Source organism: Methylococcus capsulatus (genome assembly GCF_036864975.1).
GTDB lineage: Bacteria > Pseudomonadota > Gammaproteobacteria > Methylococcales > Methylococcaceae > Methylococcus.
In genome coordinates, this window is record NZ_CP104311.1 from 2,043,855 (window position 1) to 2,070,092 (window position 26,238).

A 26,238-nucleotide genomic window follows, 5' to 3' on the forward strand; every position below is an offset into this window, starting at 1 on the left:
CATGCCGGCGGCAGGGTAATGGCTGCGCTTTGCCAGGGGCGGCGACGGCGGCCGAGACGACGTATGTGCTTGTCGGCGTTGTAACTTCACCGTGGGTTGGGCATCATTGTAACGATGGCCGCCAGGCATTTCGAGATTTCCCCACTTTTCCCCCATGAAACATTCAGCTACGGAATCCAAACCGCTGTCGAGCGGACTGGCCATCTACCGCCGCCTGCTCCGCTACGGATATCCGTACTGGAAGTCGTTTTTCGTCGCCGTACTAGCGATGATCGCCTACGCCGCCATCACGCCCTTTTTCGCCAAGCTGATCCAGCCGCTGATCGACGGCAGCTTCATCGACAACGATCCGACGGTACTGCGCCATGTGTCCCTGATGCTGATCGGTCTCTCGGTCCTGCGCGGCATCGCCGGCTTCCTGAGCGATTACTGCTCCGGCTCGGTCGGACGGCGCGTGATCGCCGATCTGCGCCGGGACATCTTCGACCAGCTGCTGAATCTGCCTTGCGGTTTCTACGACAATGCCTCGGGCGGCCAGCTCCTGTCCAAACTGCTCTATAACACCGAGCAGGTCTCGGCCTCGCTCCAACAGGGTATCATCACCTGCATCCGCGAAGGCTTCACCGTCGTCGGTCTGATGGCACTGATGGTTTACCAGAACCTGGTGCTGTCCCTGGTGTTCCTGGTGCTGGGGCCGGTGCTGGGGCTGAGCGTCCGCTTCGTGAGCAAGCGGTTCCGTCGCTTGAGCATGCGCATCCAGGAATCCATGGGCAAGGTGAGTCATGTGACCCAGGAGGTCATCGATGCCCAGCGCATCGTCAAAGTGTTCAACGGCAAAGCCTACGAGGCCGCCAAATTTGCCAGAGAGAACGATCGCAACCAAAAGCGGCAGATGAAGCTGATCGCCACCGATGCCCTGGGGGGCGGCGTGATCCATCTCATCAGCGTCGCCGGTGTGGCGGGCATCCTCTATGTGGTGTCGCTCGATTCCGTACGGCAGACGATCACGCCCGGCAGTCTCATGGCGTTCATTGCCGCGATGGCGATGATGTTGAGCCCCATCCGTCGGCTCAGCCAGGTGGTCTCGGTCATGCAGCGCGGCATCGCCGCCGGCGACAGCATCTTCGCCATGCTCGACCTGCCGAGGGAGCGCGACCAGGGCCGGATCAGCCTGAAGCACGCCCGCGGTTCGATCGAGTACCGGCACGTCAGTCTGGTGTATGACGACCGCCATGGTGCCGCGGTCGACGACGTCTCGCTCGTCATCCCGGCGGGCAAGACCGTGGCCTTGGTGGGCCAGTCGGGCAGCGGGAAGACGTCGCTGGTGCGCCTCCTGCCGCGTCTCTACGAGGCGACGGCCGGGGAGATCCTGATCGACGGGTATGACATCCGCGAACTGACACTGGAAAGCCTGCGCCGGCAGATCGCGTATGTCGGCCAGGAAGTGACGCTGTTCAACGATACCGTTGCCAACAACATCGCTTACGGCTGTCTGGACAGCGTGGGTCTCGACGCCGTGCGCGAGGCCGCACGGGCTGCGAATGCGCTGGATTTCATCGAGGCGCTGCCGCGCGGATTCGACACCCTCGTCGGCCAGCAAGGCATCGTTCTGTCGGGCGGCCAGCGTCAGCGTATTGCCATTGCGCGGGCCTTGCTTAAAAATGCCCCTATTCTGATTCTGGACGAGGCGACCTCGGCGCTGGACGCCGAATCCGAGCGCTACGTGCAACAGGCGCTAGAAGTCCTGATGCGGAACCGGACGACGCTGGTGATCGCGCACCGGCTTTCCACCATCCAGAATGCGGACCAGATTTGCGTGATGCGCGGCGGGCGCATCATCGAGTGCGGCACCCACGCCCAGCTCATGGCGGCGCGTGGCGGTTATGCCGATCTCTATGCAATGCAATTCGGCTATTCGAGCGTGCCGGAAGCGGTGGCGGTGCACGCTGTCAGTCGTTAACAGGGCCGGGCTGACCGGCGTGTGACAAGAACGGGGGCCCACCCCGCCAAGCATATCGAGGAGAGGCGTGATGACCGACCTTCTGTTTGTCCTTCTGTTTGTCTTCACCGTGGTTTTTGTCGGTTATGTACTGTACGAGGTGTTCAAGACCGTGTCCCGGCCGGCGTCGACCGCCGAAACGCACTGGACCTGCGCACCGGAGGCGGTTGTGAAGCCGGCCGAAACCTTCCCCGAGCCGGCAGCCGAAGAACCCGCCGCGGCGGCCGCCGCCGAGGCCAAGGCGCCGGCCGTCGAGGAAGCGGCGACCGGAGGAGAGGAAAAGGCCGCTTCACTGCGCGACCCGGTCACGGGTGAAATTGCCGCGGTTCCCACCAATTACCGGTTCGCCAAGAAATGGATCAAGCAAGCTATGGTAACGGAAGGTCTGCTGGACCGGGTCTACAAAAACGCCGAGTTGGAAGGTGAGACGGCGCGCAAGGTCAAGGAAGCGCTCGAGCGTTTCAAGGGATTGGCCAAGTATCAGGGTTGAATCGAAGGTTCCGACGGTCTGAGCTTTTTCCATTTCTCGCAGCCGGTGGTGCAGATAACGCTACCGGGTTCCCATGGCGGGACGGGCGCTTGCTTCCCCATCCCGCCCTTCCGTTTTTTCAGGTCGATACATGAATCTCCACGAGTATCAATCGAAGCGGCTGCTTGCCGACTATGGCGTTCCCGTGCCGCGGGGCGGCGTTGCTTTTTCTCCCGATGAGGCGCGTTCCTGTGCCCTCGAAATCGGCGGTGAGTCCTGGGTCGTGAAGGCCCAGGTGCATTCGGGCGGGCGCGGCAAGGCCGGCGGCGTGAAGCTGTGCAGCAGCGAAGACGAAGTGGCCGCAGCGGCGCACGCATTGCTGGGTTCGGAACTCGTGACCTACCAGAGCGGCGCCAAGGGGCTGCCCGTTCATGCCGTGCTGGTCGAAGAAACGTACAGCATTGCGCGGGAGATCTATCTGAGCCTCCTGGTTGATCGCTCCAGCGCGAGGATCCTATTCCTGGCCTCCGGTGAAGGTGGCATGGACATCGAGACCGTGGCGGCTGCATCGCCGGAGAAGATACTTTCCTGCCGTGTCCATCCGGCCGCCGGTTTCCAGCCGTACCAGGCGAGGGAGATCGGTTATGCCCTGGGGCTGGATGCGGCCCAGGTCGGCACGCTGACCCGGTTGATGGCGGCCATGTACCGTTTGTTCGTGGCGAAGGATTTAAGCCAGATCGAGATCAATCCCCTGATCGTCACGGCGGACGGCGAACTGCTGGCGGTGGATGCCAAGATCGGCGTCGATGACAATGCCCTGTTCGCTCATCCCGATCTGGCCGGCCTGCGCGATGCGAGCCAGGAGGATGCACGCGAAAGCGCCGCGCGTGAGCATGGGCTGAGCTATGTCACCCTGGGCGGCAACATCGGCTGCATGGTCAACGGCGCCGGCCTGGCGATGGCGACCATGGACATGGTCAAGCTGCACGGGGGGGAGCCGGCCAATTTCCTCGATGTCGGCGGCGGCGCCACCGCGGAAAAAGTGGCCGAAGCCTTCAAGCTGATCCTGTCCGATTCGGGGGTCCGGGCCGTGCTGGTCAACATCTTCGGCGGCATCGTCCGGTGCGATCTGATCGCGGAAGGGTTGATCGCCGCGGTGCGCGAGGTGCAGGTCGGCGTGCCGGTGGTGGTCCGGCTGGAAGGCACCAACGCCGGTGAGGGGAGGGCGCTGCTGGAGCGATCGGGCCTTGCCATCATTGCCGCCAACGAACTGGACGAAGCGGCGCGCAAGGCCGTGGAGGCCGCGGCATGAGCATCCTGATCGACAAGAACACCCGCGTCATCTGCCAGGGTTTCACCGGCCGGCAGGCGACTTTCCATTCCCGCCAGTGCCTGGACTACGGTACGCAACTGGTGGGCGGTGTGACCCCCGGCAAGGGTGGCAGCCGCCATTTGGGCCTGCCGGTGTTCAACACTGTGCGCGAAGCGGCCGCTGCCACCGGCGCGAACGCCAGCATGATCTACGTGCCCCCGCCATTCGCGGCGGATGCCATCCTGGAGGCCGCCGAGGCGGGGATTTCGGTGATCGTTTGCATTACCGAGGGCATCCCCGTCCTGCACATGCTCAGAGTCAAGGCGGCGCTGGCTTCCTACGGTGCGGTGCTGATCGGGCCGAACTGTCCGGGCATCATCACGCCCGACGAATGCAAGATCGGCATCATGCCCGGTTTCATCCATCGAAAGGGCAGCATCGGCATCGTTTCACGCTCCGGCACCCTGACCTATGAGGCGGTGTACCAGACCACCCAGGTCGGTTTGGGCCAGAGCACCTGCGTCGGCATCGGCGGCGATCCGATCAAGGGACTGGATTTCATCGAGGTGCTCGGCATGTTCGAGGAGGACCCGGACACCGCCGGCATCATCGTGGTGGGTGAGATTGGCGGCAGCGCCGAGGAAGAAGCGGCCGAGTTCATCCACGCCCATGTCAGCAAGCCGGTGGTCGGCTACATCGCCGGTCTGACCGCGCCGCCCGGGAAACGCATGGGCCATGCCGGCGCCATCATCACCGGCGGCACGGGGACCGGCGCAAGCAAGGTGGAGGCGATGCGCCGGGCGGGCGTCGAGATGGTCGATTCGCTGTCCGATATGGGACGGCGCATGCTGGACATCCTGAAAACGGAACGTTGACACGTGGCGAGCGACAACTCGGGCCCAGCGGGCGTGGACGACGCCGAGCAATTTGAGTTCATGATTGGACTGGCCGTACGCAACGCTATCGCGACGGATGATCCCGACGGATTTCTGGACTGGTTCGCGCGGTTTTTGACGCGGGGCGACTTCTTTCCGAAATTCTCGGAGCGGATGGGAGCGGTCGAGGCGACGCGGTCGATGGCGGCGGTACTGGGTCGTATCATCTGGAACCGCACGCCCAGGCTGGATAACCATTTCCGGCCCCGTCCCCTGCCCAAGCCCGAGCGTAACCAGCCCTGCATCTGCGGCTCGGGCCGCAAGTACAAGCAGTGTTGCGGACTGATCGCTCCGGCCCTGGAGGCGCAATTCGAACATCTCAGTTTGCTGCGCTACGTCCTGGATACGCTTCCGGAGAAGGCGTTCCCGAATCTGCCGTTTGACTACATGTGCAAGGAGGAGCTGGCCTTCGTCGCGCAGGATTGGATCGAAGAGGGGCGTCACAAGCGGGCCGCGCGGCTCCTTGAATCGCTGTTCGACGAAATCGAGGCGCTGGATGAACGTGCGGAGAGGGCATTCGATCTGCTCAACGACTGCTACCTCGAATTGGGCAATCCCCGCAGGAAGGAACGGCTGATCGACAAGGTGCTCACTTCGTCGAACCGTGCCTTGCGTAGTGCGGCCCTCCATCGGCGCATCGTCGGCCTGTTCGACCGGGGGGATCAGGCCGGTGCGTGGCATTTGTTCCAGGAGGCGCAGCGCTTCGATCCCGATAATCCGGCGCTGGCGCAGCTCGAGATCACACTGCTGATGTTCAGCGGCGATCTGGAGCAAGCCAGGGCGCGTGCACGTTTCTGGTTGGCCCGCATGGAGCGCGATCGGGGACGGGATCACAGCGGTTTGACCAACTGGCTGCGCGGCGTGGTCGGCGATGTCGAGAGATCCACCCAGGAGGCTTTCGCGGCAGGTGCGCCTTGGCTGGGGACTTTGTTCAGACTGGTGGCGGAGCTGCCTCCGCCCGAATGCCATTACCGAGTGGAACTGGATGGTGACTCGGCCGGCCTGCTGGTCGAAGACGCCAGCCTTCGGAAAATCGGACAGCAGTGGGGACGGTTCTTCCCTGCAGCGAAACCGATGTCGGCTCTGGCAGAGCCGGACGTCGCCGAGGTATGGGAGGATCTGTCCTGGCTCACTTGGCTGGAACGTAATCCCTTGGCCTGGCAGGACTTCAATGTGCTCGATGATCTGGTCATGGCCCTGGGCGGACTGGAGTTCATGCATGAGGAGATGCGCATCCGCCTGCGGGAGCGCTTGCTGAATCGCTCCGTCGAGTTATTGCGTCTGGTACTGGCGAAGAATCGGGCGGAAGGTTCCAAGCTGGAGTGGGGATTTCAGCAAAACCGTCCGGCGATGCGCCTGCTGGCGACCTGCATCCATGAACATCTCGCCGACGGCCGGTCCGAAGCGGCCGTGGCGTTGATGGAGTGGATGGTCGGCACGCTCAATCCACATGACAACCACGGTTTCCGTGAGAACCTGGTGCGCGCCTACCTCGACACGGGCAGGCCCGAAAAAGCCGTGGCGCTTTCGGACCGCTACCCCAACGATTTTCCAGCCCTGCAACTGAATCGTATCCTCGCCTTGTATCAAAGCGGGCGGATCGGCGATGCGGAGGCGGAGCTCAAGTCGCTGCATGCGTCCTACCCGGAACTGCTGAGAATGCTGGTGGCGGAAAAACCACGCAAGCCCAAGCTCCACGAAGGCTATGTAAGCTTGGGCGGCAAAGACGCCGCCTGGTATTACCGCCAGAACTGCCGGTCGTTGTGGGAGCAATCCGGAGCTTTGGGCTGGGCAGCCGATCTCGGCCTGGTTTCTCCGTCTAAGGTCCGGTCATGAGAGCAGGACTTCACCGAGCCGGCACGGCGGGGAAGCCGTGAACCTGTCTATCGCCATCGCCCAGCTCGACTTCCTCGTCGGTGACGTCGGCGGGAATGCCGAGCGGGTGTTCGCCGCCGCGGTCCGTGCACGTGACGGGCTGGGAGCCCACGCCGTGGTGTTCCCGGAGCTCGCCCTGGCCGGTTATCCGCCCGATGATCTCATCCTGCGCCCCGATTTCCTGGCCGCCGTGGACACGGCGCTGACCGCCCTGGCCGGCCGGATACACGGGATCGATGTGATCGTCGGCTTTCCCGAGCGCCACGATGGCCTGCCTTTCAATAGCGCGGCCGTGCTGCGCGACGGCCGCATCCACAAGGTTTACCGCAAACAGATCCTGCCCAACTATGGCGTATTCGACGAGAAACGGCATTTTTTGCCGGGCAACGCGCCTTGTGTGTTCGACCTCCGGGGTGTGCAGGTGGGGCTGACCATCTGCGAAGACGTCTGGTTTCCCGGGCCGGTCGAACAGGCCGCGACGGCTGGCGCCAGGCTGGTGCTGAACCTGAACGCCTCGCCTTTCCACGTCGGCAAGACGGTGGAACGCGAGCACGTGGTGCGCGAGCGCATCGCCACGGCGAGGGTGCCGCTGGTATACGCCAATCTGGTGGGCGGACAGGACGAGCTGGTGTTCGATGGCGGCTCGTTCGTGATGGATGCCGCAGGCGGAGTGACCTATCGGGCGCCGCAGTTCGGCGAAACGCTGGACGTGGTCGGATTCGCTGTCGATGAAGGCGGAGTGTGCCCCTTGCCGGCCAGAATGGTCGGGCCCATGGAGGAGGTCGAGAGTGTTTACGCCGCGCTGGTGACAGGGATCCGCGATTACGTCGGGAAGAACGGATTCCGCGGCGCCGTGCTGGGGTTGTCCGGCGGCATCGATTCGGCGCTGACCCTGGCGCTGGCGGTGGACGCGCTGGGGGCGGACGCGGTCGTAGCAGTGCTGATGCCCTCGCGCTACACCGCGGCCATCAGTGTCGAGGACGCGCGCCGTGAGGCCGAGACTCTGGGTGTGGCTTGGCATCTGATTCCTATCGAGCCTGTGTTCAGAAGCTTTCTGGAACTGCTGGCCGGACCCTTCGCCGGCGCGCCGGCGGACGTCACGGAAGAAAACATTCAGGCACGCTGCCGCGGTGTCATCTTGATGGCCCTGTCCAACAAGCAGGGTCGGATCCTCCTGACCACCGGCAACAAGAGCGAGATGAGCGTGGGTTACGCGACCCTGTATGGCGACATGGCGGGTGGCTTCGCGCCGCTCAAGGACGTGTCCAAGCTGCTGGTCTACCGGCTGGCCGAGTACCGCAATGCGATTTCGCCGGTCATTCCGCCGCGGGTGATCGAGCGGGCACCCTCTGCCGAATTGCGGCCGGACCAGAAGGATGAGGATTCGCTGCCGCCTTATGCCGTGCTCGATCCGATCCTGGCCCTGTATGTCGAGCAGGACCGTTCGATCGCGGAGATCGTGGCCGCAGGTTACCCGGAAGATGTGGTGCGGCGGGTGGTCCGGCTGGTGGACCGCAACGAGTACAAGCGCCGCCAGGCACCACCCGGTATCAAGATCACCCGCCGCGCCTTCGGCCGCGAACGGCGTTATCCCATTACCTGCGGTTTCGAGCGGTAGATCGGCATTCGCCGAGCAGCCGCTCCACCTCGTGGCGAGACGGAATGCCCGGTCGCGCGCCCAGTCTGGTACAGCAGAGCGCGCCAGCGGCACTGGCATAGCGCAGCAGATCCAGCCAGTCCATGCCGGCGGCCAGTCCCGCCGCATAGGCGCCGTGGAAGACGTCTCCGGCGCCGGTGGTGTCCACCGCCGCGACCGGAAAAGCCGGCAGCCGACCGGATTCCGCGCCGCGGCGCCAGATCAGGCCGCGTTCGCCAAGCGTGACGACGACGCAAGGCGAGCGTTCCGCCAGCGCGGCCAGCGCTTGTTCCGGAGTGTCTTTCCCCAGCCATTGCGCGGCGAATTTTTCCGAGGCGACGAGATGGCCGACGCGGAACATGAGCCATTCACTGCCGGTATGCAGAGAGCCCGCGTCCAGGACGGTGGCGGCATCGTGCGCCCGGGCCCAGCTCAGGGCCGGTTCCGAGAGGCCGGGCTCGTGACCGTCGAACAGAACGCAGCGGGCCGGTGTCGGCGGGGCGGAGAAGTCCTGCGGCGGGAGCGGCCGGGTGTCACCCTTGTAGTTGACCAGGGCGCGCCTGCCGTCCGGTTTGACCAGCACGGCGGAAAGCGGCGTCGGGGAAGAGCCGCGGACCACCGCTTGCGTATCGATACCGGCCTCGCGCAGCTCCTCCAGATGGCGTTCGCCGTAGAGGTCCGTGCCGAGGTAACCGGCGAAGCCGGCTTTCAGTCCCAGCCGGGCCACGGTGACAGCGGCGTTGGCGGCGGGGCCGCCGCCGCAGGCCAGGAGAGTGTTGGCGAAGATCTTCTCGTCCGCGGCCGGATGGTGCGGGACGGCGAAGACGAGATCGAAGGAGGCGTGGCCGATGCAAAGGACGTCGAGGGGCGGCATGGCTACTTGTCGAAGCCAATGAAATCCCAGACTTCCTCCATGACTGTGCGTTCGTAATCCGCGTCCTTGCTGAGCCGGCCTTCGGCATAATTCAGGGTATAGACGCGGGCGATGTCATCCGCGATCTGCGGCATGTCGAGCTGGCGGTAGGCATCCTCCATGATCTTGAGCGCTTGCGGGATGGCCTGGGTGCGCTGGTACTTCTGGACCACTTCCGCCGAGCGCCGGATCGCTGCCACATAGGCCCGGCGCCGCATGTAGTAGTCGGCCACGTGGATGTCGTACATCGCCAGGTTGTTGCGCAGGGCGATCGCGCGCTGCTTGGCGTCTTCGCGGTAGATACTGTTCGGGAACTTGTTGAGCAAGGTTTCGAAATCGTTGTAGGCATCGCGCGCGGAGCCCGGGTCGCGCTGCGAGGAATCGGTGGGCAGCCAACGGTCGATGAAGCCGATACCGCGGTTGTAGTTGATGAGGCCCCGGAGGTAATAGGCGTAATCGACATGGGGTTCGGTCGGATTGAGTTTGATGAAGCGGTCGACCGCCGCAATGGCCGATTCGGGTTCGTTGTTCTTGTAATAGCAGAAGGCCACGTCGATCTGGGCCTGGGTGGCATAGTCGCCGAACGGGTAACGGGCTTCCAGTTTCTCGTATAATTTGATGGCTTTCTCGTAGGAGCCGTCCATCATCGCGTGTTTGGCTTCGGCATAGAACTGGGCCGGGCCCCAATCGGCATGCTCATCCTTGACGTCTTCGGCTTCTTCTTTGCCAGCTGACCAGAAGGGGAAGCTGGAACAGGCGGTGAGTCCGGATGCCGCGCTTCCCAGCAGGGCGGCGATCAGTACGATGCGGCGGGGGAAACCCATGGGCGGGAAACTACCTCGTGTGTGCGATTGACGGGCGCGTCAGCCATGCGAAAGGCCCCGCAGTATAACCGTATTCACAGACCTTTGCCTCTTTCCCTTACCGTGACGCGAAGCCGAATCCTGACCACCGAAATTCCGCACGATCTGGCCGGCCTGCGGCTGGACCAGGCGATGGCCGTGCTGTTTCCAGACTTTTCCCGCGCCCGCCTGCAAACCTGGATCAAGGACGGCCATGCACTGTTGGATGGCGTTCAAGTGGCCCCCCGCCAGAAGCTGCTCGGCGGTGAGCGCGTCGAGCTGCGGGCGGAGGCCGAGGCGGCCGTCGAGTGCGAGGCCGAAGCGATCCCTCTGGCCGTCGTGCATGCCGACGAGTCGATTTTCGTCATCGACAAGCCCGCCGGCCTGGTAGTGCATCCAGCAGCAGGGCATCCGGCCGGAACGCTGCAGAACGCCCTCCTGAACCTTGACCCTACGCTCGCGGCCATCCCTCGCTGCGGCATCGTGCACCGGCTGGACAAGGACACCAGCGGCCTGCTGGTGGTCGCCCGTACGCTGGAGGCGCACAAATCCCTGGTGGATCAGCTCAAAGACCATAGCGTGAACCGCGAATACCTGGCTCTGGTCCACGGGACGGTCACCGCCGGGGGGACAGTGGACGAGCCGATCGGGCGGCACCCTACGGACCGCAAACGCTTCGCCGTGCGTCCTGACGGCAAGGAGTCGGTGACCCATTACCGGGTGGAGGAGCGTTTCCCGCACCATACCCTGCTGCGGGTCCGGTTGGAAACCGGGCGGACCCATCAGATCCGGGTCCATATGGCCCATCGGCATCTCCCCTTGGTCGGCGATCCGGTTTATGGCGGACGCGCTCGCATCCCGGCCGGCGCCGATCCGGCGCTGATCGAGTCCTTACGCGGGTTTCGCCGGCAGGCCCTGCATGCGGCACGGCTGGGCCTGATCCATCCGGAGAAGGGCGGGGAGATGGCTTGGGAATCGCCGCTGCCAGCGGATTTCGATGCCTTGCTTCGTCTCCTGCGGAGCCTGGGGTGACGCTTTGGCTCGAGCCCGACTGGCCTGCGCCGCCGGGAGTGCGGGCGGCATCGACCCTGCGCCTGGGCGGAGTGAGCGCGGGCGTATACGCCGGTCTGAATCTCGGGCTCCATGTCGGCGACGATCCGGCCGCGGTTGCCACGAACCGCGCATTGCTGCGCCGTAATTTGGGGCTGCCAGCGGAGCCCGCCTGGCTGCGCCAGGTACATGGGAACGCTGCGGTCGAGGCCGGCCGGGAGGCCGAACCCGAGGCGGATGCCAGCTACACCTGGAACGTTGGGGTGGTCTGTGCGGTGATGACCGCCGACTGCCTGCCGGTCTTGCTGTGCACCCGCGACGGGGCGGGTGTGGCCGCCGTGCATGCCGGCTGGCGGGGGCTGGCGGGTGGTGTGATCGAGCAGGCGGTTGCGGCCTTGGGGGCGTCCGATCTGCTGGCCTGGCTCGGTCCGGCGATCGGGCCGGAAGCCTTCGAAGTCGGCGACGAAGTGCGTGCCGCTTTTCTGGCGCAAGACGCCGAAAGTGACGCGGCCTTCCGGCCCGGCGATAATGGCCGCTGGCTGGCCGACATTTATCGGCTGGCCCGGCTGCGCCTTCGGCGCCTCGGCATCCGGGACGTCCATGGCGGAGGCTGGTGCACCTATGGCGATGAAAGCCGCTTTTTCTCCTACCGGCGCGACGGAGTGACGGGCCGGATGGCCACGCTCGTCTGGCGCGACCGCTAAACACCTTCAAACGTTTTTCGCCGATGAGCGTATTACTCTGGATTCTGTTGTTTTCCTTGCTGGGCGGTGTGCTCAGCGTCATCGCCGCTTCGCTGTTTCTGCTCATTCCGGAAGACCATCACCCGCACCTTCTGCCGCATGGCGTCAGTTTCGCCCTGGGCTCCCTGCTCAGCGTGGCGTTCCTGCACCTCATTCCGGAGGCTGCCCAAGGCGTCGGCGTCGGCAACACCGAGATGCTGTTCGCCACGGTGCTGGCGGGTATCCTCGGCTTCTTCATCCTGGAGAAGCTGCTGCTGTGGCGCCATTGCCACGCCGGCGACTGCGAGACACACGGCGAGGGCCATTTCCATCAGCCTGCCGGTACGCTCATCGTCATCGGTGACGTGATCCACAATCTGGTCGACGGCGTGCTGATCGCAGCGGCTTTCCTGACCGACATCCGGCTCGGCATCGTCACCGCCCTGGCCGTCGCCGCCCACGAAATTCCCCAGGAGGTGGGGGACTTCGCCATTCTGCTGCAAAGCGGCTATGGCCGGACCCGTGCGCTTTGGTACAACCTGATGTCCAGCCTGGGGACGGTGGTGGGTGGGGTGGCCGCCTATTTCGCGCTGGAACGGATGAACGGCGTGCTGCCTTATGTGCTGGCGTTGGCCGCCTCCAGCTTCATCTATGTCGCCGTCGCCGATCTGATTCCCTCTCTGCACCGCCGGACGCACCTCTCCGCCGCCCTCCAGCAGCTCGTCATGATCGCGGCTGGCATCGCCCTGATCGTGATGGTCAACCATTGGACCGAGGGCAGGCATCCGGAAACACCCCGGACGGCTTCCGTCATATCGCGATGACGGTGCCGAGCTCCACCACCCGGTCCACCGGCAGCTTGAAGTAGCCGGTCGGATTGTAGGCGTTGCGGAACATGGAGATGAACAGCACTTCCTCCCAGCGGTTCAGACTCCGCTCGGCGGAGCGGATCAGTGTTTCCCGGCCCAGGAAGAACGTGGTCTTTTCCAGATCGATGTGCAACCCGGCGTGACGGCACAGGTTCAGCATGCGCAGCACGTTGGGGCGTTCCATGAAGCCGAAGCGGGTCGTGATACGGAAAAAATTGTGCTCCAGCGCCTCGATGGTGATTTTTTCCTTTTCCGCGGCGTAGGGCTTGTCGAGCGTACTCATGGTGAGCAGGATCACCCGCTGGTGGATCACCTGGTTGTGCTCGTAGTTGCGCAGCAGGGCGAAGGGCAGGCTGAGGTTGCGGGCGGTCAGGAAGATTGCGGTGCCGGCCGGCCGGAACGGCGGCGGCTCGTCGGTCAGCCGCTGCAGGAACCGGCTCAGGGATTCGGACTCCTGCTGCAGGCGGGCGAAAAGGACGTCGCGGCCTTTTTTCCAGGTCGACATGACGGTGGCCAGAATCAGTCCCAGACTCAGGGGAATCCAGCCGCCATCCCCGAGCTTGGCGAGATTGGCCGTCAGGAAAGACAGATCGACCGACAGCAGGACCGCTCCGGTGACGAGCAGCGCCAGGGCTGGCCAGCGCCAGGTGTCGTGGGCGACGACCAGGGCGAGCAAAGTGGTGACCACCATGGTGCCGACGACGGACAGACCGTAGGCAGAGGCCAGGCTGGAAGACGAACCGAACATCAGCACCAGGGTCAGTACGGCGATCAGCAGCAGGCGGTTGACCGCCGGCGCATAGATCTGGCCCCGTTCGGATTCCGAGGTGTGGATCATGCGTTGGCGCGGCAGGTAATCGAGCTGGATGGCCTGATGCGTGAGCGAGAACGCACCGGAGATGACCGCCTGTGAGGCGATCACGGTGGCGACCGTGGCCAGCGCGATCATCGGATAGATCGCCCATTCCGGCACCAGGAGATAAAACGGATTCTGCACCGCTTCCGGGTTGCGGATCAGCAGGGCGCCCTGGCCGAGATAGTTCAGGATCAGGCCCGGAAACACCACGACGAACCAGGTGACGCGGATCGGGGCCTTGCCGAAATGGCCCATGTCGGCGTACAGCGCTTCGGCCCCTGTGACCGCCAATACCACCGCGCCCAGCGCGGCAAAGCCCAGACCCTGGTGGGCGGTGAGAAACCGGAGTCCATGGAGCGGATTGAAGGCGGCGAGCACTTCCGGCGTCTGGCGCAGGCTGACGAAACCCAACGCGCCAATGGCCAGGAACCATGCCAGCATGATAGGGCCGAACAGTCTGCCCACGCGCTCCGTTCCCCGCCGCTGGATCAAGAACAGTGCCAGCAGGATCACGATCGAACCCGGAACCACGTAGTGCGACAGCGCCGCCGTGGCTATCCTCAAGCCCTCCATCGCGCTAAGTACCGAAATGGCGGGCGTGATCATCCCATCGCCATAGAAAAGCGCCGTGCCGAAGAGACCCAGGGCGATGATCCAGGCCCGGTGCTTGCGCCGGTGCCGCTGTCGAAGGGCGAGGGCGGTCAGGGCCATGATGCCGCCTTCGCCGTGATTGTCCGCATGCATGACGAACACCACGTATTTCACGGCCACGATGATCAGCAGGGCCCAGAAGATCAGGGATAGCGCGCCGAGGATGTTCTCCGGCGTCAGCGGGACGGCATAAGCGCCGCCGAAGATTTCCCGCACGGTGTACAGGGGGCTGGTGCCGATGTCGCCGTAGACCACGCCCAGGGCGCCGGCGGACAGGGTCAGGAATCCGGAAGATTTCGATTTGGTTCGGTCCATGGACGTATCACGAGCTCCGGGTCGGAAGGAAGCAGCGTTGGGGGACGCCTCGGCGCGAAGATTATCCCAGAAGGAATCAACTTTCCCACTGGCCTTGGCTGATCCGGGCGCCCTTGCCGACATCCAGTACATACACTGTACCGGCACCGGGTTGATGGGTGTTGGCGGTTTCCAGGATGACGGCCGTGATGCGATCGGCCAGCTCGTCGGGCGCGAAGATCTCGATCCGTTTCTTCGCCATGAAGGGGCTGAACTCCTGGGCGGCGCTGGTTTTGCTGCGGCCGAAGCCTTCGCAGTCCGACACGCTCATGCCGGGGAATCCGGGGATATCGAGCAGCGCCATGGTCAGTTTGGACAGCATGAACGGCTGGATGTAGGCGCGTATCTCTTTCACGAGGCGGTTCCTCCAAAACGCCGGTAGAGTACCGGGAGCAAAGTCAGGGTCAGCCCGGTGGCGCTGACCAGGCCGCCGATGATGACCACGGCGAACGGCCGCGCCGTTTCCGAGCCGACCGAGTGCGACAGAGCCGCCGGAAACAGGCCCAGCATCGCCATCAATGCGGTCATGACCACCGGTCGCAACCGGCTCACCGAGCCATCGACGATCGCATCCGTCATGCCACGTCCTTCCCGCCGCAGCTGATTGATCCGGGACAGCAGGATGACCCCGTTCTGCACCGCGATACCGAACAGGGCAATGAAGCCCACGGCGGCCGAGACGCTCAGGTGGATGCCGGTTGCCAGCAGGGCGCCGAGTCCGCCGATGAGCGAGAACGGCACGTTCATCACAATCAGTCCAGCGTGGCGCATCGACTTGAATGTCCAGAATAGCAGAAGAAAGATCAGGATCAGGCTGATGGGCACGATGACGGCGAGGCGCTTCATGGCCCGCTGTTGGTTTTCGAACTGGCCACTCCACAACAGCCGATAGCCTGGGGGCAGCCGGACCTCCCGGGCGACGCGCGCCTGGGCTTCGGCCACGAAGCCCCCCTGATCGCGGTCGATCAGGTTGCATTTTACGGCGATGCGCCGCCGGTTGTCCTCGCGACTGATGCGGGATGCGCCCTGGTCGACCTTGATATCGGCCAGTTCGGCCAGCGGCACGCGGCTGCCTTGCGGGGTCGTGACCGTGAGATCGGCGATGGCGCCGATCGAATCGCGCGCCTCCTCCTTCATCCGGACCACGACGTCGAAGCGGCGTTCGCCTTCGAGAAAACGGGTGGCGCTTCGGCCGCCGACGGCGATCCCGATGGTCTCCTCCACGTCATTGACACTGACCCCATAGCGGGCGATGGCGGCGCGGTCGACCTCGATCACGGCCTGGGCCAGACCGGACTGCTGCTCGGCGGCGACGTCGGTGGCGCCGCGGATCGAGCGCAGGATACGGGTGACCTGATCGGCTTTTTCTTGCAGGACTTTCAGGTCGTCGCCGAAAATCTTCACCGCGATTTCGCCTTTGACACCGGAAATCGCTTCTTCCACGTTGTCTTGGATCACTTGCGAAAAGTTGAACTGCAGCCCGGGAAAGACGTCGAGCTTCTGCTGCATGGCCTCGACCAGCCGCTCCTTGTCCGCAAAGCGCCAACTGTCCTTGTCGTGCAAATCGACGAGGATCTCGAGATTGTTGAAACCCTTCGGGTCGGTGCCATCTTCCGGACGCCCGAGCTGAGTCGTGATCGAGCGGACTTCGGGAAACTCCAGCAGCCGTGCACGGATGTCGCGCTCCAGCTCTTTGCCCTTGGCCAGCGAAATCGGCGTCGGCAGGGTAATGGTGAGCCAGATGTTGCCCTCGTCGAGTTTGGGCATGAACTCGGTGCCGATGAAATGGACCGAGCCGCCGGCCAGCGTCAGCAGGAGTCCGCTGGTGACGTACAGTCGGGTCGGCCGCCGCAGAATGCCGGCCAAGAGGCGTCGATAGCGGTGTTCCATGAAAGTCACCAGAGGGTTGTGCGCCTCCGACAGCCGCGGTCCCAGCAGATAGGTCAGCAAGACCGGAATGAGGGTCAGGCTGACGACCAGCGAACCGAGGAGGGCGAAGCTCAGCGTATAGGCCATTGGCGAGAAGATCTTGGCTTCCACCCGCTGGAAGGTGAAGATCGGCAGGAAAGCGGTGATGATGATGGCTTTCGAAAACAGCACCGGCCGTCCCATCTCGATGCTGGTGTCGAGCAGAGTCCGCCGCATTTGTGGGAGATCCGCCTTGCGGTCCAAATCGAACGATATGCGCACGATGACCGCCTCCACCAGTACCACCGCCGTGTCGACGATGATGCCGAAATCGATTGCGCCCAGCGAAATCAGGTTGGCGGAGATGTGCAGGGCATCGATGAGGATGAATGCGAACAGCAGGGAAAGCGGGATGACCACGATGACCACCAGGGCGGCTGCCAGCCGGCGCAGGAACAGCAGCAGTACGGCGAGGATCAACAAGGCCCCTTCCAGCATGTTGTGTTCGACCGTGTGGATGGTGTGGTGCACCAGCTCTGTGCGGTCGTAAAACGGGACGATTTTCACGCCAGGCGGGAGGCCGTGCCGGTTCAACCCATCGATTTCGGCTTTCACCCCCGTCAGGACCTCGATGGCATCACGGCCCTTGATCAGCAGCACCACGCCTTCCACCACTTCGTCGAGCTGGTTGAAGCCGACGATACCGGTGCGCGGCTGGGGACCGATGCTGACGGTGGCGACGTTCTGGACATGGACCGGCACGCCGTCGCGGGTGGCCACGACGATGGACTTGAGTTCGTCCATCGATTTGAGCAGTCCGACGCCCCTCACCACCAGCGCTTCGTAGCCGTGCTCGATATAGCCGCCGCCGGTATTGCCGTTGTTGTTCGCCACCGCCTGGTAGACGTCCTGCACGGTCAGGCGGTAGTCCTTCAGGCGGTTGGGATCGATCTGGACCTGGTACTGCTTGACCCCGCCGCCGAACGACACCACGTCCGCCACACCCTGTACGGTGCGCAGACGCCGCTCGATGACCCAGTCCTGCAGCGCACGCTGTTCGATCAGGGACAGTCCAGGGGCTTCGATCCGGTAGCGGTAGATTTCGCCGATTCCGGTACTGAGTGGCCCCAGGCTGGTACTGGCCGAGGCAGGGAGGCTCACCGCGCGCAGCCGCTCCAGCACCTGCTGCCGGGAGAAGTAGTCTTCGGCGTCGTCATCGAAGGTCAGAGTGACGACGGACAGTCCGAAGATCGACACCGAGCGCAGATTGATGAGATGGGGCAGACCGTTCATTTCGCGCTCGATCGGCAGGGTGACCAGTTTTTCCACTTCCTCCGGCGCCTGACCGGGAAATTGGGTGACGACCTGCACGAAGACGTTCTGCACGTCGGGGAAAGCCTGCACCGGCAGCTTCTCGAACGACAGGATGCCGCCTGCCGTCAGCAGCACGGCGAGACCGATGACCAGCAGACGCTGGTGCAGACAGAATACGATGACAGGGCGAATCATGGTTTTTGCTTGCCATCGTCCGCAGCCGTATCGAGTTCGGACCGCAGCAAGAGGGCACCGTCGGTCACGATCCGCTCGCCGGGCTGGACGCCCTCCAGCAGCACGGCCTCCTTCTTCAGCCGCAGTCCGACCCGCACCTGGCGTTTCTGGTACCGGCCTTCACCGAGGGATACGAACAGCCAATCCGATTCCCCTTCGGTGAACAGGGCCGTGAGCGGGACGACGATCGCTTTGTCGTCGGGCGGGCTTTCCACTTCCACCGAGGCATACATCGATGGCAGCAGTTTGCCTTCCGGATTGGGAAGCAGGCAGCGCACTTTCACCGTCCGGGTGGTTTCGTCCACCACCTTGCCGATGTAGTCGATCTTCGCCGGGAACCATTGGTCCGGGTAGGCCGGTACCGTGAGTTTGACGTCCTGTCCCGGATGGATCACGGCCAGGTCCTTTTCGAAGACATCGAGGAGCACCCAGAGCCGGTCCAGATCCGACACCACGAAGAGCGGGGTCGGAAGGTCCGGACGGACCTCCATGCCGGGATTGACGTTGCGCTCGGTGACGACGCCGGCGATCGGTGCCTTGAGGATGAAATGGTTGTCGGGGCGTTTTTCCTGCACGCCGAGATTGGCTAGGCGGAGGCGGCTGCGTTCGGCTTCGCTGCGGGCCCGTTCCAGCGCATCCTCGGCCTGATGGAATTCTTTGTGCGGCGCGATCCCGTTTTCGTACAGTTTTTTCAGGCGATCGAAATCGTGCTCAGCCAGCTTGAGGTCGGCGGTGGCCTTGGCATATTCCGCCTGGGCCTGCCCGAGTTCGGGGCTGTCCAGCTCGAGCAATGGCGTACCGACATGAACGACGGTGCCGGGCTGTGCCGGAATCGCGATGACGCGGCCGGCGATGGGCGAGGACACGCGTGCCGTGCGGGTTTCGTCGTAAGTGATCTTGCCTGTGAGCGGTTCCAGCAGCGGGCGCTGTTCGGGAACGGCTTCCGCCTCCCGGATGTAGCGGAACTTGGGGGAGTCCGCCGGAAGCTGGAGGATGTCCTGTGGACTGCTGGAAAATTCAGTCCGCTCATCGTCATCAGCGCCGTGGCAGGCGGCGAGCGCGAGCGCCAGCGCGCAGGGGCGGAGCCATTGCCAGGGGCAATGAAATGTCATGTCGTCAGACTCCAGGAGATTTGGCCGGGGGATTTCGAAGGCGCTGCCGGACCCGCCCCCTCGCTCCGGCCAGCAATTGAAGCAATATTCACGCCCAATGATACGATATATTCCAACCGCCCGATGTTACGGATTTTAGCGCGGGCCTTGGGAAATCCTCCGGGGAGGATGTCCCGCCAAGGTGGTAAAGCCCCGACCGCAAGGGTACTTTGGCACCGTTGCCGCTATACTTAGGCCGTCGGCGAGAGATGCCGACATATCCGGGCGAGGCGCCCGGCTCGACGATTTTTCAACTGTTTTGGAGGTCCGCGTCATGAGCAAGAAGGAAGAGCATGGGAACGAATCCACGGGAAAGGAAGTGAAGGTTGCCGAACCCGCGGCGACGAGAGCCTACCCCAGTCCCTGGGATGAAATGGAGCGGTGGATGGAGCAGGTGTTCCCGGCGGGATGGCTGGAACACGAGCCTTGGACGCTGATGCGCAGGCCCTGGCCCTCCTTGTTCCGGACCGCCCTCTCAGGCGCCCGCGTGCCGAAGGTCGATGTGATCGACCGGCCGGACGAAGTGGTGGTCAAGGCGGAACTGCCGGGCGTCACCAAAGATAATGTGGAAGTCACCCTGAGCGAGGACGTGTTCACGTTACAGGCTTCCTCACAGGCCGAAAGCAAAGAAGAGAAGGGCCAGTATTTTTACCGCGAAATGAGCCGCGGTGAATTCAGCCGGAGTCTGCGCCTGCCTTGTGCCGTGGACGCGGACAAGGCCAAGGCCACCTTCAAGGATGGGATACTGGAGGTGGTGATTCCCAAGGCGGCGGGCAGCAAACGTCAGACCATCAAGATCGACTGAGGGGAGCCGGGCCGGAGCGGAGCACGCCGCTTCCGGCCCGCGTTCGAAAACTGATCAAGACGAGAACGGTATTCGCCATGCGATATCCACGATAAGGCCGGAGCATGCCATGCGCGGACCTTTTTCCCCTCTGTATTTTCTGTTTTTTGCCGGCCTGCTGCTGTGGCTCATCCTCAGCATCAATTTCCAGATCATTGCGCTGACTTTCGAAAAGCTCGGCCTCGACCCGGCGTCCGCCCTCAGTCTGCTCCTGACTTCGCTTTTGGGCAGTGCTATCAACCTGCCGGTGGCCACCATCGAGGCGGACTCGCCGCCGGTCGCTCCGCCGCCGCCTTTCCGCGGGTTGCTGCGCCTGCCGGAAATTCCGTTCACCGGGCGGACTAAAATCGTGGTCAATGTGGGGGGCGGACTGGTCCCGGTGGCCTTTTCGCTGTACCTGCTCGCCAATGACGGCATCCCGCTCCCTCAGCTGGTGCTGGCGACGGCTATCGTGGCCGCGGTGGCCTACCGCTTCAGCCGGCCGATTCCCGGCTTCGGTATCGGCATGCCGATCCTGATCGCTCCTCTCGCCGCAGCGGCGGTTGCCCTGGCACTGGGTGGTGAACATCGGGCGCCGGTCGCCTATATCGCCGGAACCTTGGGCGTGCTGATCGGGGCTGATCTGCTGCGCATCCCCGATATCCGTCACCTCGGCGCGCCGGTGGCTTCCATTGGCGGCGCGGGGACCTTCGACGGCATTTTTATGACGGGCCTGGTCGCTGTCCTTCTGACCTGAGAAGGCAGGCAGGGGATATGGCGACGATCGACGGGCAGCGGAAGATGGAGTCGGGGCGGGTGTCCGACCTTCTTTCTGCGGCGGAAAGAGCGGCGGTCGGTGTCTGTATCCTGGAGCAGCATCCGGATGGCCGTGTCGCGATCGTTCACGCCGATCCTGAGGTGGAGAACCTGTTAGGAACGGAACCAGGCTGCCTGCTGCAAGCCGCCGGCATCGAAGCCTCGGTCAGGCCGGAGGACCGGGCACGGGCAGGACTACGGCAGGAACCGGCCCAGCGTGGTCCGATGCCGATCAAGAGGGAGTTCTGGATCGACCACCCCGCGAGAGGGCCGTGCTGGTTCGAGTTTTTCGCCGTGCCCGAGTACCTGTCGAATGGTGTGACGCGGTGGCAGGGTTTCCTTGCGGACATGACCAAACGCAAGCAGGCCGAGGGCCAGATTGGGCTCATCGACAAGGCCCTGGATCGTCTCGCCGAAAGGGTCTCGATCTGCGATGGCGACGGGCGGTTCGTCTACGCCAATGAAGCCTGGCGAAAGGCCTTGGGCTATTCCCGCGAGGAGCTGCTGAACCTGTCGGCCGCCGACGTCCTGCCCGATCTGGCAGGACGGTCCTGGGCCGGTCATTTCCGGGAACTCCGGGAAAAGACCTCCCTCCAGTGGCAAACCCTCCACCGTACGAAAGACGGACGTCGGCTGCCGGTCGTAGTCGATTCCCGCTATCTCGAGCACGAAGGCAGCGGCTACATTCTGGCAGTGGTGCGCGAAGCCCGCCGCCTCAAGCGGACGGACACGGCATTGGTCCGGCGCGAACGCGAATTCCGCTCACTCGCCGAGAACTCGCCCGACAGCATCATGCGCTACGACAGGGATTGCCGCATCGTCTACCTCAATCCCAGTCTGGAGAACACCCTGCTGTTTGCCGCCAGTGACATGATAGGCCGGACACCGACCGAGCTGCATCCTGCTGACCAGCGGTTCGAAGCCTACGAGGGGAAGCTCAGAGGGGTCATCGCCACCGGCCAAGCCGACGAAATCGAACTCCTGCTGCAGGACACGCACAAAGGTCCTCGCCTGCTGCACATCCGTCTGGTGGCAGAACGCGACCCCGATGGCGAATGTACCGGCGTGCTGGCGGTCGGGAGGGACATCACAGAGGTGGATGAATACCGGCGGCGCATCCAGCGCCTGGCATTCTTCGATCCGCTCACCGACCTGCCCAATCGGGCATTGCTCAACGATCGGATGCGCCAGTGTCTGAGCGACGCCGCCAGGCGAGGCAGCCAGTTCGGGCTGATGCTGCTCGACCTGGACCGTTTCAAGGAAGTGAACGACACATTGGGGCACAGCGCCGGCGACCGGTTGCTGTGTGAGGCGGCCCGGCGCCTGAACGCCTGCGTCCGCGGCTACGATACCGTGGCGCGCTTGGGAGGGGATGAGTTTTCGATCCTGTTGCCGGTGGTACGCGACCGGGGCGATCTCTGCACCATCGCCGGCAGGATCCTCGAGGCTTTCGGCGAAGCCTTCACCATCGAAGGGAAGGAGCTGTTCGTTTCGGTCAGTATCGGCATCGTCCTGCATGCGGAAGGCCAGTGTGACGCGGACCGGCTGTACAAGCAGGCGGATCTGGCCATGTACCATGCCAAGAGGCTGGGTCGGAACAACTTCCAGTTCTATGCAGAGGAGCTCGCCGTACGGGTGTCGGACCGTGCGGCCATGGAAGAGGCGCTGCGCAAAGCGCTCGGGAACGGCGAACTGGAGCTGTACTATCAGCCGCAGGTGGCCTTGCCGGCCGGGCGCATCGTCGGCGCAGAGGCCTTGTTGCGGTGGCGGCATCCGCAGGAGGGTCTCGTGACGCCAGACCGGTTCATCCCCATTGCGGAAGAAACGGGGTTCATCCGTGATCTGGGTTACTGGGTCCTGGCGACGGCCTGCCGCCGTGCCGCCCACTGGCACCGGACCTTCGGCTCCCCCTTCAAGGTTGCGGTGAACCTGTCCGCCCGGCAATTCACCCGCAATGATCTGCCCGGCGAATTGCAGCGCATCGTCCAGGATACCGGCTGCCGCCCGGAATGGCTGGAACTCGAGATCACGGAGAACCTGCTGCTCGGGAACGATGCCGCGGTCGGCGCGGCCCTGGAGGAACTGCACGACATGGGCTTCGCCATTTCCATCGACGACTTCGGTACCGGCTATTCGGCGCTGAGCTATCTCAACCGTTTTCCGCTGGACCAGATAAAAATCGATCGCTCTTTCATCCAAGGCTTTCCAGCCGATAGGGAAAAGGTGGAGTTGGTCAGGGCCATCATTTCGATTGCGCTCGCCTTGCGGCTCGAAGTGATCGCGGAAGGAGTGGAAACGTCTCATCAGGCGGAATATCTTCACGCCCAGGGTTGCCGGTTGGCGCAAGGGCATCTGTTCGGCAGACCGGTACCGCAGGAGCGGTTCGATCTGCTTCTGGCGGGCAAGGACTGAGGGGTTCCGGCCCGGGACATTCACACGGCAAGCCCGATGAGGGAGGCTAAAGATGGAGAGCGGGGAAACCGCGGCATGGGACAACGTCATGTTCCGGGCGATGATCGAGTGTCTCCGGGATCAGGTGGTGACGGTTCATGACATGGAAGACAGCGCCCGCATCATCTATGCGAACGAAGCGGCCTGTCACCACTTCGGCGTCGGTCTCGAAACCCTGCTGACCTGGTGTCCGTTGGATTTCGACCCTACATACGACGAGGAATCTCTGCCTCACCTCCTGGAGCGGTACCGGCAGACAGGGGGGGCGACGTTCGAGACGCTCCACAGAGTGGCGGGCGGGACAGAGATCCCCGTCGAAGTGACGACGAACCTCTTCGAGCAGGACGGAAAGACGCTGGCGGTGTGTATCAGCCGCGATCTTCGTCCGCGCCGTGAAGCCGAGGCGCGCCTGAAGGAACTCGATAGGCTGAAGGCCAAGCGGGAAAGCCTGGAACGTCTCGCTCGCTTTGCCCAGTGCGCGCCGGGGTTCATGTATACCATGGAGGTGCGTGCCGATGGGCACCTTGCCATGACTTACGCCAGTTCCGGCGTGGAGGACATTCTCGGGCTGAGTGTGGAAGCAGTCCTGGACGACATCGGCCATCTGTATTCGCGCATCGTTCCCGAAGACCGGGATCGGGTCATGCTCTGCCAAGAGAGCACTGGTCGTGAACCGCTGCCCTTCGCAGAGGAATACCGCATCCTTCATCCGGTCAAGGGCGAGCGATGGCTGGAGGCCCGCTCCGTGCCGGAGCGGCATAAAGACGGCGTCACCCTATGGCATGGCTTTCTGATCGACATCACCGAGCGGAAGCGGATGGAAGAGACCTTGCAGTTCATCGCCCAGCGTAGCTGGGCGAGGGACGGCGATGCATTCTTTTCCACTATTGCGCATTACCTCGGCAAAACCCTCGGCGTCGATTACGTCGTCATCGACCGGCTGATGAGGGATGTCAACCTCGTCGAGACCGTCGCGATGTACGCACGGGGGGAGGATCTGCCCACTATCTGCTACAGACTCGCCGGAACCCCTTGCGAAAACGTCGTGGGCCGCAGTCTGTGCTGTTTCCCCCGCCAGGTACGCCGGCTGTTTCCCGATGACCTCATCTTGCAGGACTTGGAGGTGGAAAGTTATGCTGGCGTGCCGTTGTGGGATTCGGCCGGAACTGCGATCGGCTTGATCGCGGTGATGGATGGCAAGCCCATGGCGGATATGGACTCCGTGATCGCCCTGTTACAGCTCGTCGCGACGCGGGTCGCGGCGGCTCTCGAACGTGACCGGTCCGACCGGCAGCTCAAGGCGCGTGAACGAGAGTTCCGATCCCTGGTCGAGCATTCGCCCGACACCGTAGCCCGCTATGATCGGGACTGCCGCTGCATTTACGCCAATCCCCGGCTGGTGAAGGAAGCCGGCATGCCTCTTGCCGAGCTGCTGGGGAAAACGCCGCTCGAGTTCCCCGGCGGCGAAAGCGCTCGGGCTTACCAGGCGAAGATTCAGCAGGTTTTCGAAACCGGTGAGCCGGCAGAGTACGAGCTGAGCTGGAAAACGGCGCAGGAGCGTGAGCTGGTCTCCCATATCCGGCTGATACCGGAATTCGGTTTCGACGACGAAGTGATGCATACGCTGGCGGTCGGACGGGATATCACGGAAATCGATGCTTATCGCCGGTGCATCCATCACCTGGCATTTTTCGATTCCCTGACCGGATTGCCGAATCGCGAGATGTTCAACAAACATATCCGGGAGGCCATGGAGGGCGCTTCCGGTCCCCGCCGGCAGTTCGCCCTGATGATGCTGGACCTCGACCGTTTCAAGGAAATCAACGACACCCTGGGTCACGGCATCGGCGATCTGCTGCTATCAAAAGCCGCCTGCCGTTTGCTGGGAGCAGTCGGGAAAGGCGATACGGTGGCGCGGCTGGGCGGCGATGAATTCGCCGTTCTGGTGCCGGCCCCGACCGCTTCCCAAGAACTCACGGCGCTGGCTGGCCGGATACTCGGCGCCTTTGCTCAGCCTTTCCTGATCGAGGGCCGGGAGCTGTTCGCTTCGGTCAGTATCGGTATCGCGCTTTACCCCCAGGACTGCACCGGCATCGATACCTTGTTCCGTTATGCCGACGCCGCCATGTATCACGCCAAGCGGCAAGGAAGGAACAACTTTCAGTTCTATTCGGCCGACCTCACGGCTCGGGCGGCGGAACGCATGCGGATCGAATCGGCCTTGCGGCATGCGCTGGGGCGCAACGAACTGGAACTGCATTTCCAGCCGCAGTTCGACATGGTTTCCAAGACCATCGTCGGCGCCGAAGCTCTGCTGCGATGGAACAGGCAGGACCATGGCATTGCGCTGCCGTGCAAGTTCATGCCGATCGCGGAGGAAACCGGCCTCATCGTCGGTATCGGCGAATGGGTGCTGGCCGCAGCTTGTGAGGCGGCCGTTGCCTGGAATGACCGGCGCGAGCGGCCACTGTCCGTCGCCGTAAATCTCTCCCCTCGGCAGTTCATCCTGAACGATCTCGCCGGTACCGTGCGGCGCATTCTGGAGGAGACCGGCTGCCGGCCGGAATGGCTGGAACTGGAAATCACCGAAAACCTGCTGTTCGAGGACAGCAGCGAAGTCCGCACAATCCTCGAGGACCTCGACCGCATGGGTCTGTCGATCGCCATCGACGACTTCGGCACCGGCTATTCCGCCTTGAGCTACCTGCATCGCTTTCCTGTGAAGCGGATCAAGATCGACCGCTCTTTCGTCCATGGTGTTCCGACCGACCGCCGCAGATTGGAGCTGGTCAAGGCCATGATCTCGATCGCTCAGGCCCTGCGCCTGGAGGTGCTGGCGGAAGGCGTGGAAACCCCACAGCAGGCCGTTTATCTCCAGGCCCACGGCTGCCGTCTGGCACAGGGTTATCTGTTCGGTGTGCCCCAGCCGCTCCGTGGCTTCGAGGCATTGATCGGAGGCGACGGGAGGGCCGTTTCCTGATCCCCCGGCCCCGGCCGGCGGGAGAGACCGCAGGCGGCGACACGGGGCCGTCATCTTTCCGTGCTATTTAATGACTTT

The 26,238-nt window shown here is 63.6% G+C and carries 19 protein-coding genes; 13 read left to right on the forward strand and 6 right to left on the reverse strand.

The window, feature by feature from the left end:
- Positions 1-154 precede the first annotated feature (154 nt).
- The 6 genes from msbA (at position 155) to N4J17_RS10230 (ending at position 8,208) form a co-directional block, all read left to right on the forward strand.
- A complete protein-coding gene (gene msbA, locus N4J17_RS10205) occupies positions 155-1,960 on the forward strand; it encodes a lipid A export permease/ATP-binding protein MsbA (protein ID WP_198323255.1) in 1,806 nt (601 codons plus the stop codon).
- 70 nt (positions 1,961-2,030) lie between these two features.
- The gene (locus N4J17_RS10210) at positions 2,031-2,489 is read left to right on the forward strand and encodes a hypothetical protein (protein ID WP_232470524.1); all 459 of its coding nucleotides are present in this window, start codon (positions 2,031-2,033) and stop codon (positions 2,487-2,489) included.
- A 130-nt stretch (positions 2,490-2,619) separates the two neighbouring features.
- Positions 2,620-3,780 carry an ADP-forming succinate--CoA ligase subunit beta gene (gene sucC / locus N4J17_RS10215; RefSeq protein ID WP_198323256.1) on the forward strand — a complete coding sequence of 387 codons (1,161 nt, stop codon included), beginning with the start codon at positions 2,620-2,622 and terminating at the stop codon, positions 3,778-3,780.
- On the forward strand, positions 3,777-4,655 hold the full coding sequence (sucD, locus tag N4J17_RS10220; RefSeq protein WP_198323257.1) for a succinate--CoA ligase subunit alpha: 879 nt from the start codon (positions 3,777-3,779) through the stop codon (positions 4,653-4,655). The genes sucC and sucD overlap by 4 nt, the downstream gene beginning before the upstream one ends.
- A gap of 3 nt (positions 4,656-4,658) precedes the next feature.
- A complete protein-coding gene (locus N4J17_RS10225; RefSeq protein ID WP_198323258.1) occupies positions 4,659-6,551 on the forward strand; it encodes an SEC-C metal-binding domain-containing protein in 1,893 nt (630 codons plus the stop codon).
- A gap of 37 nt (positions 6,552-6,588) precedes the next feature.
- Positions 6,589-8,208 carry an NAD+ synthase gene (locus tag N4J17_RS10230; protein WP_198323259.1) on the forward strand — a complete coding sequence of 540 codons (1,620 nt, stop codon included), beginning with the start codon at positions 6,589-6,591 and terminating at the stop codon, positions 8,206-8,208.
- Here the strand turns inward: N4J17_RS10230 and N4J17_RS10235 are convergent.
- A complete protein-coding gene (locus N4J17_RS10235) occupies positions 8,186-9,100 on the reverse strand; it encodes a carbohydrate kinase family protein (protein WP_198323260.1) in 915 nt (304 codons plus the stop codon). The genes N4J17_RS10230 and N4J17_RS10235 overlap by 23 nt on opposite strands.
- A gap of 2 nt (positions 9,101-9,102) precedes the next feature.
- Positions 9,103-9,963, reverse strand: a complete 861-nt coding sequence (locus N4J17_RS10240; protein WP_198323261.1) for an outer membrane protein assembly factor BamD — start codon at positions 9,961-9,963, stop codon at positions 9,103-9,105.
- A 45-nt stretch (positions 9,964-10,008) separates the two neighbouring features.
- Here N4J17_RS10240 and rluD point away from each other — a divergent pair, with 45 nt between their 5' ends.
- The 3 genes from rluD to N4J17_RS10255 are packed head-to-tail and all read left to right on the forward strand — an operon-like array spanning position 10,009 to position 12,577.
- Positions 10,009-11,013 carry a 23S rRNA pseudouridine(1911/1915/1917) synthase RluD gene (rluD, locus tag N4J17_RS10245; protein ID WP_232470525.1) on the forward strand — a complete coding sequence of 335 codons (1,005 nt, stop codon included), beginning with the start codon at positions 10,009-10,011 and terminating at the stop codon, positions 11,011-11,013.
- Complete coding sequence (gene pgeF, locus N4J17_RS10250; RefSeq protein WP_198323263.1) at positions 11,010-11,735, forward strand: peptidoglycan editing factor PgeF; 726 nt, start codon at positions 11,010-11,012, stop codon at positions 11,733-11,735. The genes rluD and pgeF overlap by 4 nt, the downstream gene beginning before the upstream one ends.
- Before the next feature lie 23 nt (positions 11,736-11,758).
- Positions 11,759-12,577 (forward strand): ZIP family metal transporter, encoded by an 819-nt coding sequence (locus N4J17_RS10255; RefSeq protein WP_198323264.1) that lies wholly within the window; start codon positions 11,759-11,761, stop codon positions 12,575-12,577.
- On the opposite strand, the gene N4J17_RS10260 is transcribed toward N4J17_RS10255, so the two are convergent.
- The 4 genes from N4J17_RS10260 to N4J17_RS10275 form a co-directional block, all read right to left on the reverse strand.
- On the reverse strand, positions 12,564-14,444 hold the full coding sequence (locus N4J17_RS10260; protein ID WP_198323265.1) for a potassium transporter Kup: 1,881 nt from the start codon (positions 14,442-14,444) through the stop codon (positions 12,564-12,566). The two genes, N4J17_RS10255 and N4J17_RS10260, sit on opposite strands and share 14 nt — an antisense overlap.
- A gap of 76 nt (positions 14,445-14,520) precedes the next feature.
- Positions 14,521-14,838: a P-II family nitrogen regulator gene (locus tag N4J17_RS10265; RefSeq protein WP_198323266.1), complete on the reverse strand. Its 318-nt coding sequence runs from the start codon at positions 14,836-14,838 to the stop codon at positions 14,521-14,523.
- Positions 14,835-17,900: an efflux RND transporter permease subunit gene (locus N4J17_RS10270; protein ID WP_198323267.1), complete on the reverse strand. Its 3,066-nt coding sequence runs from the start codon at positions 17,898-17,900 to the stop codon at positions 14,835-14,837. Before N4J17_RS10270 ends, N4J17_RS10265 begins: the two co-directional genes overlap by 4 nt.
- Positions 17,897-19,051: an efflux RND transporter periplasmic adaptor subunit gene (locus tag N4J17_RS10275; protein WP_198323268.1), complete on the reverse strand. Its 1,155-nt coding sequence runs from the start codon at positions 19,049-19,051 to the stop codon at positions 17,897-17,899. The genes N4J17_RS10270 and N4J17_RS10275 overlap by 4 nt, the downstream gene beginning before the upstream one ends.
- 313 nt (positions 19,052-19,364) lie before the next feature.
- Between N4J17_RS10275 and N4J17_RS10280 the strand changes: the two genes are divergently transcribed.
- The 4 genes from N4J17_RS10280 (at position 19,365) to N4J17_RS10295 (ending at position 26,160) form a co-directional block, all read left to right on the forward strand.
- Complete coding sequence (locus N4J17_RS10280) at positions 19,365-19,895, forward strand: Hsp20/alpha crystallin family protein (protein ID WP_198323269.1); 531 nt, start codon at positions 19,365-19,367, stop codon at positions 19,893-19,895.
- Between the two features lie 109 nt (positions 19,896-20,004).
- Positions 20,005-20,670: a DUF1614 domain-containing protein gene (locus N4J17_RS10285; RefSeq protein WP_198323270.1), complete on the forward strand. Its 666-nt coding sequence runs from the start codon at positions 20,005-20,007 to the stop codon at positions 20,668-20,670.
- Positions 20,671-20,687: 17 nt separating this feature from the next.
- Positions 20,688-23,141 carry a sensor domain-containing protein gene (locus N4J17_RS10290; protein ID WP_232470526.1) on the forward strand — a complete coding sequence of 818 codons (2,454 nt, stop codon included), beginning with the start codon at positions 20,688-20,690 and terminating at the stop codon, positions 23,139-23,141.
- 52 nt (positions 23,142-23,193) lie between these two features.
- Positions 23,194-26,160, forward strand: a complete 2,967-nt coding sequence (locus N4J17_RS10295; RefSeq protein ID WP_198323271.1) for a sensor domain-containing protein — start codon at positions 23,194-23,196, stop codon at positions 26,158-26,160.
- The last annotated feature ends 78 nt before the right edge of the window (positions 26,161-26,238 follow it).

Coding starts and splice junctions, on each gene's coding strand:
- N4J17_RS10255 (WP_198323264.1), top strand. CDS start 11,759: ATGAGCGTATTACTCTGGATTCTGTTGTTTTCCTTGCTGGGCGGTGTG.
- N4J17_RS10210 (WP_232470524.1), top strand. CDS start 2,031: ATGACCGACCTTCTGTTTGTCCTTCTGTTTGTCTTCACCGTGGTTTTT.
- sucD (WP_198323257.1), top strand. CDS start 3,777: ATGAGCATCCTGATCGACAAGAACACCCGCGTCATCTGCCAGGGTTTC.
- N4J17_RS10285 (WP_198323270.1), top strand. CDS start 20,005: ATGCGCGGACCTTTTTCCCCTCTGTATTTTCTGTTTTTTGCCGGCCTG.
- sucC (WP_198323256.1), top strand. CDS start 2,620: ATGAATCTCCACGAGTATCAATCGAAGCGGCTGCTTGCCGACTATGGC.
- rluD (WP_232470525.1), top strand. CDS start 10,009: ATGCGAAAGGCCCCGCAGTATAACCGTATTCACAGACCTTTGCCTCTT.
- N4J17_RS10235 (WP_198323260.1), bottom strand. CDS start 9,100: ATGCCGCCCCTCGACGTCCTTTGCATCGGCCACGCCTCCTTCGATCTC.
- N4J17_RS10295 (WP_198323271.1), top strand. CDS start 23,194: ATGGAGAGCGGGGAAACCGCGGCATGGGACAACGTCATGTTCCGGGCG.
- N4J17_RS10280 (WP_198323269.1), top strand. CDS start 19,365: ATGAGCAAGAAGGAAGAGCATGGGAACGAATCCACGGGAAAGGAAGTG.
- N4J17_RS10275 (WP_198323268.1), bottom strand. CDS start 19,051: ATGACATTTCATTGCCCCTGGCAATGGCTCCGCCCCTGCGCGCTGGCG.
- N4J17_RS10260 (WP_198323265.1), bottom strand. CDS start 14,444: ATGGACCGAACCAAATCGAAATCTTCCGGATTCCTGACCCTGTCCGCC.
- N4J17_RS10290 (WP_232470526.1), top strand. CDS start 20,688: ATGGCGACGATCGACGGGCAGCGGAAGATGGAGTCGGGGCGGGTGTCC.
- N4J17_RS10270 (WP_198323267.1), bottom strand. CDS start 17,900: ATGATTCGCCCTGTCATCGTATTCTGTCTGCACCAGCGTCTGCTGGTC.
- msbA (WP_198323255.1), top strand. CDS start 155: ATGAAACATTCAGCTACGGAATCCAAACCGCTGTCGAGCGGACTGGCC.
- N4J17_RS10240 (WP_198323261.1), bottom strand. CDS start 9,963: ATGGGTTTCCCCCGCCGCATCGTACTGATCGCCGCCCTGCTGGGAAGC.